Consider the following 8,933-nt stretch of genomic DNA (forward strand, 5'->3'; position numbering starts at 1 on the left):
AAAAAATAAAACAAAACAAAAAGCTTTTGCTACGTGCGTAGACGGAAACAAAAAGATTTCCTTGTCTCCGCACTACTCATAGCTTGAACGTTAGCTGCAAGCTGAAAAATTTGAAAGAGTTTCTCAATAAAATACATTCAATAGACCAAGATACACTTGACGCCTACCTTTCTGAGTGGACCGAATACAAGGCTCCGAAAAAAACCATCATGACTGCGCCAGGCGAAACAGAGCGTTACTTGTATTTTGTGTTGGAAGGAATTCAAAAATCGTATTACCTCAACGAGGACAAACAGCACGTAATCGCGTTTACCTATCCTCCATCGCTCAGTGGGATTCCAGAATCGTTTCTAACCCAAACGCCATCAAAGTATTTTTTAGAGACCATCACCGAGAGTGTTTTCTTGCGTATTTCTTTTGAAAAGCATCAGCAAATGATGCACCAACACCGCGAGATAGAGACATTGTTTAGAAAAGCAACAGAATTCATTCTTATTGGTATGGTGCAACGCCATTATGAGTTGATGGCATTTGACATCAATCAGCGTTTTACATCCTTCGCCCAAAGAAGTCCTCACCTGTTTAGCTTGGTAACACACAAAGACTTGGCTTCATACTTGCGCATCGATTCTACAAATTTCAGCAAACTCTTCAACTCGATTAAGATTTAAAAACTTGGTTTATACCAAAACCCAAATGTTTTAGCCACCTGACCTTTGTTTCAAATTAAAAAACAATGAAACAGGTACTCAATATTTTAATCTTAATCATCATGAACACAACATCATTTTCCCAATCATGGGTAGACACCACTCAATATCCATTTGAAACCAAATTTCTGCGTCTAGAGGCAGGAAACATGCACTATGTAGATGAAGGAAAGGGAGAGATTCTACTTTTCATTCACGGCACGCCTACTTGGTCATTCTTATACAGAGACATGATCAAAGAATTGTCAAAAGATTATCGATGCATCGCCATTGATCATATGGGCTTTGGTTTGTCACAAAAACGAGACTCCGTTGCTGCAACCCCAGAATGGCATGCACAAAACCTCAGTGAATTCATCAACAAACTTGACCTTAAAGACGTCACTTTAGTGGTGCATGACTTTGGCGGACCCATAGGTTTGGCCGCGGGCATTCAAAATTCTGAAAGAATAAAGAGAGTTGTTCTATTCAACACTTGGCTTTGGGCTACTGAACATAGGAAAGACGCTTAAAAAATAGACAACATTGTGAATAGCAAGCTTGGACGATTCATGTATTTAAACCTTAATTTTTCGCCTAGAGTTCTTTTGAAAAAAGGCTTTACCAACAAGAAAAATCTAACAAAGAAGATTCACCAGCAATACATTCTTCCTTTTCCAGATAAACACTCAAGAATTCCATTGCTCGATCTTGCAAAAGCACTGGTGGGTTCATCAGATTGGTATCAAAGCCAATGGGAACAACTGCACAAGCTAGCCAACAAAGAATGGTTGATCATTTGGGGTACTGAAGACAAATTCATTACCATTGACAATTTGGAGAAATGGCAAGAGCGACTTCCACAAGCCAAAACGCAACAACTTGAATGTGGTCATTTTGTGCAGGAAGAGGCAACACAGGAGTCCATTCAAGCAATTCAAGCTTTCATGATGGAATAGGTCAAGCATCATCACCATCGTGATAACATTTGTTTTCCCTATACTTTGAAAAGGAAAATAAGAAAACACACGTACAGGTGCATTGAAGGAGGTTTTTCAATGCACTTGTATGTTTATAACTCGAATTGTACTTTTACCCAGATGCAATACCCTCTGAACAGACCAACCACTTACCTACTGTGAAACTCTACATTAAAAATATGGTTTGCAATCGTTGCAAGATGGTAGTGAAATCCGAATTGGAAAAATTGGGGCTTCATCCGATAGAGGTGGAATTGGGAGAAGTTGTAATTCTAGAGTCAGACATAGAACATCTGATCCAAGACTTGCAACTCAACCTAGAATCCATAGGCTTTAGCATCATTGACGATAAGAAAAGCAGGACAATTGATAAAATCAAGAACCTGATCATCGACATTGTTCAAAACAAGAACAACCAGATCAAAACTAATTTGTCTGATTATCTCACTGAACATCTCTTGCAAGACTATGGAAGCTTGAGCAAGCTATTTTCTGAGGTTGAGGGAATTACCATTGAAAAGTACTTCATCAATCAAAAAATTGAAAAGGTAAAAGAGCTTTTGATGTATGATGAAATGACATTGAACGAAATTGCCTTTCTACTGAACTACAGCAGTGTTGCTCATTTGAGTAATCAGTTTAAAAAAGTAACCGGATTCTCTCCGAGCTACTTTAAACAACTGAAAGAAAAGAAGCGCAGACAAATTGAAGATATATAAATCTTGTAACTCTTTCCTAAAATGATGTAACACCCTCGTAACTATCCCTTCTGATATTTGTGCCAACAAAATTTTAAACCAATGGTACACAAATATCAAATAAGCGGAATGACTTGTACAAGTTGCGAAGCAAAAGTAAAATCTGCTTTGCTCCTGGTAAATAATGTGACGGCTGTTGAAGTTTCAAAAGCAGACAATTCAGCCACGGTTACAATGGACAAACACGTTGCATTGTCTGAGCTTCAAAATGCATTAGAAAGCAAGTATAAAATCTCTCCTATCCATCACAGTGAAGCAGTGGAGCAAACCAAATCATGGTTTTCGACCTATAAACCCATTCTTATCATCTTCATCTACATCTCGGGTATAACGATTTTGTTGCAAGCCAGCAATAATCAATTTGATGCAATGCAATGGATGCGACACTTCATGGCAGGATTCTTCTTGGTGTTTTCATTTTTCAAAATGTTGAACCTGAAAGCATTTGCAGAAAGCTATGTGATGTATGATGTGGTAGCGCGAAAATTTCCTGCATGGGCTTATGTGTATGCCTTCGTTGAATTGGTGTTGGGTGTGGCCTATCTGGTTGATTTCAATCCTTTCATCACTAATCTAACAACCGGTGTGGTAATGTCCGCCAGCATCATAGGCGTTTTTCAAACCGTACTGAATAAAAAGCAAATTCAATGTGCTTGCCTTGGAGCGATTTTCAATTTACCAATGAGCACTGTTACCATCATTGAGGATGGCCTAATGATCGCCATGAGCATCACCATGTTATTTATCATCTAATTTTTTTTAAAAAACCAACCAATATGAAACGTATAGTAAAACAATCAATCGCAGTGTGCGCTGCAGTAATGAGCTTATTTACCACCTCTTGCGATAACTCACAACAAGAATCAACATTGACGGAACAAACAATTGAGCATCAGGCAGACAGCATATATGCCTGCACCATGCATCCCGAAGTCACAGGAGAAACAGGGGATAAATGCTCAAAATGTGGAATGAAATTGCAGCTTATAGCAAGTGAAACGCCAGAAAACATCGAAGTGAAATTTGCTACTGAACCTTTAACTCTTGAAGCGGGTAAAGAAGCGAAACTTAACACCTCCATTCTGAAAGATGGAAAGACAGCATCATTGGATATAGTGCACGAAAAGCAAATTCATATGCTAATAGTTGACGAGGACCTAACTTGGTTTGATCACATTCATCCCAAAGAACAAGCAAATGGAAGCCATGCGGTTTCAGAAATTTTTCCTCACGGTGGAAATTTCTATGTGTATGCCGATTTTAAACCTCGTGGAAGTGCAGGAAGGGTTCACAAGCAGGTGATTAAGGTAATTGGAAGTGATCATGCCATTGAAGACGACATTGAAAACAAATGGGTTTCGCAAGTTGATGGTTACACCGTAACCCTAATCAATGGCAACGATTTCCAAACCAATAGACCACAACATCTTGGTATTCGAATTGAAAAGAATGGGAATAACATCACAACTGATGACATTGAACCATACTTAGGCGCAATAGCCCATGTTGTGATCATTGGCAAAGAAGACAAGGAAATGCTTCATGTGCATCCTGGGTCCAACGAGCACGTACCGATTCATGGAGAAACGCATTTTGAAAAGCCTGGAATTTACAGAATGTGGGTACAGTTTCAACTGGAAGGCGATGTGCACACTGCTGACTTTACAGTAGATGTGATAGAAGGATCAGAGACCATTGAAAATCATCGTCATGATAGCGGAAATCCTCATAGTCATTAAAATGTTCATTGATTCACGCAATGAACGAAATCAAAATAAAATGAAGACATCACTTATCGTATTCTTGATTATACTCTTTAGTTCCCTATCTGCTATGGCGCAAAACAACAGCGAATCGAGCGCCAAATTCGAAGATAAATTAGCAGTTAAGGTAGAATACTTCGGAGAATTAGCTCTGCATCCAGGCATCAGTGCAGGATTGGAGTACACCATCTCAAAAAACAACTGGCTTACCATCCATTGGAATAACGACCTTGGCGGTTACTTTCACCGTTGGAACAACACCTCGCTTTTTCTAAAGTCATCTTTAGGGTCTCGTTTTAATGTTGGTGCAGTTTTCGTTGATATCAATGCAGGTATTGGCTACATGCACTCCTTTGCTGCAGGTACAATTTATCAATGGGCATCTGACGGTGGTGTTGAAAAAGCGCGCAATTGGGGGCATCCTCATTTCATGCCCAACGCATCATTTTTACTCGGTTGGGACGCTACCCGAAAAGGTAATCAGCAATGGACAGTTCACTTTGGTCCTGAAGTTTATATGCAATCATCTTTTAACCACATTTTTCTGCCACATGTCGCTGCAAAGCTCGGTATGACTTATAAATTCAAATAATTATGAAAAATAAATTCTTAGCTATCGCATCCATCATTTTAATTACATTTTCTTCATGTGAAAAAGAGAGCTTTTTTGAAGGAGATCATTTTTTTGTAAGAAATGCAGGCGCGGAAATGCCTGTCTATGTAAAAGGAAACATTGAATCAAAAACCTTCATTTTATTTCTTCACGGAGGTCCTGGCGGAAATGCAACACTTCCTTCTTTTATGCCTGTTTCACAGGAATTGGAAACAGACTATGCTTTTGCATATTGGGATCAAAGAGGGTCTGGACTTTCTATGGGAAATCCTGATCCTAGCACATTCACTGTTGAACAATTTGTAGATGATCTTGACCTGGTCATCGAAACCATTAAGTTGCGTTATGATAATCCAAGAATTGTATTCTATGGAATAAGCTGGGGAGGCGCTTTGGGTAGCGCCTATTTAAGTACGGGCAATTATCAAGAAAAAGTGGATGGATTTATCTGTATGAGTAGTGGACATAATCTGGTTGAAGGGTTGCCCAAGTCAGTAGTTTTTGTAAAAAACTATGCTCAACAACAAATTGATAATGGTATAGAAGTGGAATATTGGACAGATGCTCGTGATTGGTGCGCAACCATTCCAGACATGACTGTCAAAGAAAACTATTTCAAGTACGATGCGTATTTGTCAAATACCAATGCCTATCGATTAAATCCTGACCAAGAGGTTCAAGGGCCTGAAGTTGGAGCAATGGGTTCAATGAATTCATACCTTTCATTAGCCATCTTTTTCAATGGTCAATACTTAGCCAAACGATTCAATATCCTCGAGTTAAACCTTAGCAAAGACATGGAACGAATCAAAATTCCTTCTATTGTAATTTGGGGAAGACACGATGGAGTAAATACCATCGAGATGGGATTTGACGCATATAACAGCATCGGAGGACCCGATTTTCAAGAAAAACAAATGGTAATTCTTGAAAATAGTGCCCATGAAGGATACATGGAAGAACAAGATTTATTCATTCAGACTTTTCGTGAGTTTATGAATGGACTATAAAAAATAATAAACACACACCCACATTTCACTTTTGAGATGCAGAGGATAAATTAGTGAGAAATAATGAAAGCAGTTACTCATAAAAAATATGGCCCACCAAGTGTTTTGAATTTGGTGGATATTGAAAAACCAATGCCAAAAAGCAATGAAGTGTTAGTAAAAATTCTTGCAACTACGGTTACATCAGGTGATGCCCGATTGCGCAGCTCGGATTTTCCAGGAATCGCCTGGCTTTTTGTTAGACTGATTTATGGTCTATTCAAGCCGAAAAAGGAAATATTGGGTCATGAATTTTCTGGAATTATTGAAGCTGTTGGTCAAGATGTCACCAAGTTCAAAGTAGGTGATGAAGTTGTAGGCACCCCAACAATGCTACCCACAGGCTCCTATGTCGAATATCTATGTATTCCTGAAAATAGAAAGAAAGGTGTGTTAGCACTAAAACCAAAAACTCTAGATTTCAATCAGGCCGCTGCCTTGCCCGTTGGCGGAATGACAGCCTTATTTCTGCTTCAAAAGGCCAAACTAAGTAAGGGGCAAGACATTCTTATTTATGGTGCCTCAGGAAGCGTAGGAAGCCATGCCATTCAAATAGCTAAGGCAAATGACGCCAAAGTAACTGCTGTATGTAGTATTTCCAATTTTGACATGGTAAAATCTCTGGGAGCCGATACTTCAATTGACTATAAGAGTCAAGACTATTCTTTGCTCGATCAAAAATTTGATATCGTTTTTGATGCCGTTGGAAAAACCACAAAATCAAAAGCGGTAAACATTCTTAAAAATGACGGTCGTTTTATAACTGTTGAGGCTCTAACCAATCCTCGTCAGGAGCATATGGAGGAATTATGCCAACTGGCTGACGATGGAAAGCTCAAACCCTTTATCGACAAAATCTTTCCCATGTCTGATATCGTTGAAGCTCACGAATATGCCGACAAAGGTCGAAAAAGAGGAAATGTGTTAATCGAAGTAGCAAAACACTAAGTACTGATTCCATCAATTAAGAATAAATAAACCATGGAAATTGTAATATACATCTACAACGGAATGACGATGCTAGATGCCATCGGTCCTTATGAAATACTGAGAAACTTAAGGGGTGTAAACATCAAGTTTGTAGCAAAGAAAAAAGAAGAAATAACAGCTGATAGCCAATTCGTTCATCTCAACGCCAAATACGAAATTGATGAAATTCAAAAAGCTGATATTTTATTAATTCCAGGATCTACTGTTAGTTTCGTTCGGGAGATGAAAGATAAAAGAGTGTTGAACTGGATAAAGAAGATAAACGAAACCACTCTTAAAACTGTGACTGTTTGCACAGGCTCTATCATTTTAAGCGCAACTGAACTGTTACAAGGAAAGAAAGCAACTTCTCATTGGAAACCAATAAACATGTTATCACAGTTTGGAGCAATCCCAACGAGAGAACGAATTGTAGAAGATGGTAAGTTTATTAGTTCAGCAGGTGTTTCAGCTGGAATTGATATGGCCTTATACCTAGCGAGTATATTAAAGGGTGAAAAGGATGCAAAAGCTGCTCAATTGATAATAGAGTACGATCCAAAACCGATGTTTCAATCCGGGAATTATTCAACAGCAGAAAGTGATATCATCGAACAAGCAGAAAAGATACTCAAGAAAGACGCAATCAAAAACCTATCACTATGGGAGATGATTAAGAGCTACAACGTCTTAAAAGACATGAAATAGAAATGCCTGCAGCTAACAACACCTATACGCAATGCCCTTCGGGACACTGCGCATAGCCAAATCGTTGGCATCAATTATGAAAAAACTATTCGCCATACTAAGTTTCTTTTCCATAAGTGTAGCAAAGGCGGATTTTGTGCCTATTGACTTTATTTCTCTGATTCATAGAGCGGACAAAATTGCATCTGGAGAAATAATTTGTGTGGACGAAAATGTGTTTGAATTAATGGTCGGTAGAAGTCTTACTTCAAAGGACAAGGTCATTACCATTAATAAATTTGAGGACTGGACTTGCGCGGTGAGATGGTCGGACTATTTTGTTGGACAAAAAATCATGGTTTTCTTAAGTGATGATAAAGATGGGCTTCATCCTATTGGTTCGGGAAACGAAGGGGAACTACCAATTTTGGAAAGTAAGGTATATCCGAGCTTAATGTCATGGCATTTTGACTACGGAGCAATAAAAAAAATTAAGCCGCTACCAACATATAAAAAATTTGACTCAGAAATATATACAGGGATTGAATTGGAATTGGATTTTCTGTGGGAATATGTCAAAACGATTAGAGAATGTTTCAAATCCGAGTTGGCGGATTTTTCAAGAGTAAAATCAGCGGAATGGACTTGTTCTCCAGAAAAAGCAGAGAAATTGAAAAACTCGAACAAACTTTATGCCCAGACCTTTAAGAAATTAATAAAAGATGCCAACACGGTATATAATTAATTGCGGTTGGATTTCCCACAGGGAAATCACTGCAATCAATTATCTTTATAACCAAGCGGACATTTTCCGTTGGAAAAGTCCGCAACTAATCATACACCAGACCGTTGGCTGTAATGTAAAACGACATTTCCGAAAATAAAGAAAATGACCCAATCTGAACTTATAATTTTAAATTTTACAGAAATAAGGAGAAGAAGTATAAAACTTTGGAATGGACTACCCGAGAAATATTATAATTGGAAACCTGACGAAAAAGCAATGAGTGCGTCAGAAATGATAAGACACGTTTTGGAGGCTGATTATGGATGGAATCTTATTATTAATCAAGGTGATATGACAAATTATAAAACACCTTGGGAAAACCGACCATTCATTAATGTTACTGATGAACTTGAATTTGCCGAACCTTATAGAAAAACATTTATAGAAAGTGTATGGCAATTTTCGGATACGGAATTAAACGAAACCGAAATCATTCATCCAGGGAACGGAGAAAAGAAAATACTTGGAAAATATTTATTGCGGATTGGATATCACGAATCAGTTCACGCAGGACAATTTTTGTCGTATTTAAGAGCAATGAAAATTGATAGACCAAAAATATGGGATTGAAAAAACACTACAGCCAACAATGTATAACCGCAATTACGGCGGATTCGACTACGTCCGAATCCACTCGG

Annotated in this window: 10 protein-coding genes and 1 pseudogene; all 11 read left to right on the top strand. The window is 38.3% G+C overall.

What is annotated here, in order from left to right; translation table 11 throughout:
* The first annotated feature begins 110 nt into the window (after positions 1–110).
* The 11 genes and pseudogenes from AAC033_RS17220 (at position 111) to AAC033_RS17270 (ending at position 8,865) form a co-directional block, all read left to right on the top strand.
* Positions 111–671 (top strand): cyclic nucleotide-binding domain-containing protein, encoded by a 561-nt coding sequence (locus tag AAC033_RS17220; protein WP_339740408.1) that lies wholly within the window; start codon positions 111–113, stop codon positions 669–671.
* Between the two features lie 188 nt (positions 672–859).
* Positions 860–1,648, top strand: a pseudogene (locus AAC033_RS17225) (alpha/beta fold hydrolase).
* A gap of 221 nt (positions 1,649–1,869) precedes the next feature.
* Positions 1,870–2,388, top strand: coding sequence for an AraC family transcriptional regulator (locus tag AAC033_RS17230; protein ID WP_339740410.1), 519 nt, complete (start codon positions 1,870–1,872; stop codon positions 2,386–2,388).
* A gap of 81 nt (positions 2,389–2,469) precedes the next feature.
* Positions 2,470–3,180, top strand: a complete 711-nt coding sequence (locus AAC033_RS17235; protein ID WP_339740412.1) for a MauE/DoxX family redox-associated membrane protein — start codon at positions 2,470–2,472, stop codon at positions 3,178–3,180.
* A 23-nt stretch (positions 3,181–3,203) separates the two neighbouring features.
* Complete coding sequence (locus AAC033_RS17240; RefSeq protein WP_339740415.1) at positions 3,204–4,166, top strand: heavy metal-binding domain-containing protein; 963 nt, start codon at positions 3,204–3,206, stop codon at positions 4,164–4,166.
* The gene (locus AAC033_RS17245) at positions 4,138–4,782 is read left to right on the top strand and encodes a hypothetical protein (protein ID WP_339740417.1); all 645 of its coding nucleotides are present in this window, start codon (positions 4,138–4,140) and stop codon (positions 4,780–4,782) included. The genes AAC033_RS17240 and AAC033_RS17245 overlap by 29 nt, the downstream gene beginning before the upstream one ends.
* 2 nt (positions 4,783–4,784) lie before the next feature.
* Complete coding sequence (locus tag AAC033_RS17250; protein WP_339740419.1) at positions 4,785–5,813, top strand: alpha/beta hydrolase; 1,029 nt, start codon at positions 4,785–4,787, stop codon at positions 5,811–5,813.
* A gap of 63 nt (positions 5,814–5,876) precedes the next feature.
* Positions 5,877–6,800, top strand: a complete 924-nt coding sequence (locus AAC033_RS17255) for an NAD(P)-dependent alcohol dehydrogenase (protein ID WP_339740420.1) — start codon at positions 5,877–5,879, stop codon at positions 6,798–6,800.
* Between the two features lie 33 nt (positions 6,801–6,833).
* On the top strand, positions 6,834–7,529 hold the full coding sequence (locus tag AAC033_RS17260) for a DJ-1/PfpI family protein (RefSeq protein WP_339740422.1): 696 nt from the start codon (positions 6,834–6,836) through the stop codon (positions 7,527–7,529).
* A gap of 76 nt (positions 7,530–7,605) precedes the next feature.
* Positions 7,606–8,253, top strand: coding sequence for a hypothetical protein (locus tag AAC033_RS17265; RefSeq protein ID WP_339740424.1), 648 nt, complete (start codon positions 7,606–7,608; stop codon positions 8,251–8,253).
* A gap of 144 nt (positions 8,254–8,397) precedes the next feature.
* A complete protein-coding gene (locus AAC033_RS17270; RefSeq protein WP_299204822.1) occupies positions 8,398–8,865 on the top strand; it encodes a DinB family protein in 468 nt (155 codons plus the stop codon).
* The last annotated feature ends 68 nt before the right edge of the window (positions 8,866–8,933 follow it).

Source organism: uncultured Sunxiuqinia sp., assembly GCF_963974515.1.
Lineage (GTDB): Bacteria > Bacteroidota > Bacteroidia > Bacteroidales > Prolixibacteraceae > Sunxiuqinia.

Bases quoted from the DNA above. Each gene is read 5' to 3' on its own strand.
- AAC033_RS17230 (WP_339740410.1), top strand. From the start codon at position 1,870: ATGGTAGTGAAATCCGAATTGGAAAAATTGGGGCTTCATCCGATAGAG.
- AAC033_RS17235 (WP_339740412.1), top strand. From the start codon at position 2,470: ATGGTACACAAATATCAAATAAGCGGAATGACTTGTACAAGTTGCGAA.
- AAC033_RS17240 (WP_339740415.1), top strand. From the start codon at position 3,204: ATGAAACGTATAGTAAAACAATCAATCGCAGTGTGCGCTGCAGTAATG.
- AAC033_RS17245 (WP_339740417.1), top strand. From the start codon at position 4,138: ATGATAGCGGAAATCCTCATAGTCATTAAAATGTTCATTGATTCACGC.
- AAC033_RS17250 (WP_339740419.1), top strand. From the start codon at position 4,785: ATGAAAAATAAATTCTTAGCTATCGCATCCATCATTTTAATTACATTT.
- AAC033_RS17255 (WP_339740420.1), top strand. From the start codon at position 5,877: ATGAAAGCAGTTACTCATAAAAAATATGGCCCACCAAGTGTTTTGAAT.
- AAC033_RS17260 (WP_339740422.1), top strand. From the start codon at position 6,834: ATGGAAATTGTAATATACATCTACAACGGAATGACGATGCTAGATGCC.
- AAC033_RS17265 (WP_339740424.1), top strand. From the start codon at position 7,606: ATGAAAAAACTATTCGCCATACTAAGTTTCTTTTCCATAAGTGTAGCA.
- AAC033_RS17270 (WP_299204822.1), top strand. From the start codon at position 8,398: ATGACCCAATCTGAACTTATAATTTTAAATTTTACAGAAATAAGGAGA.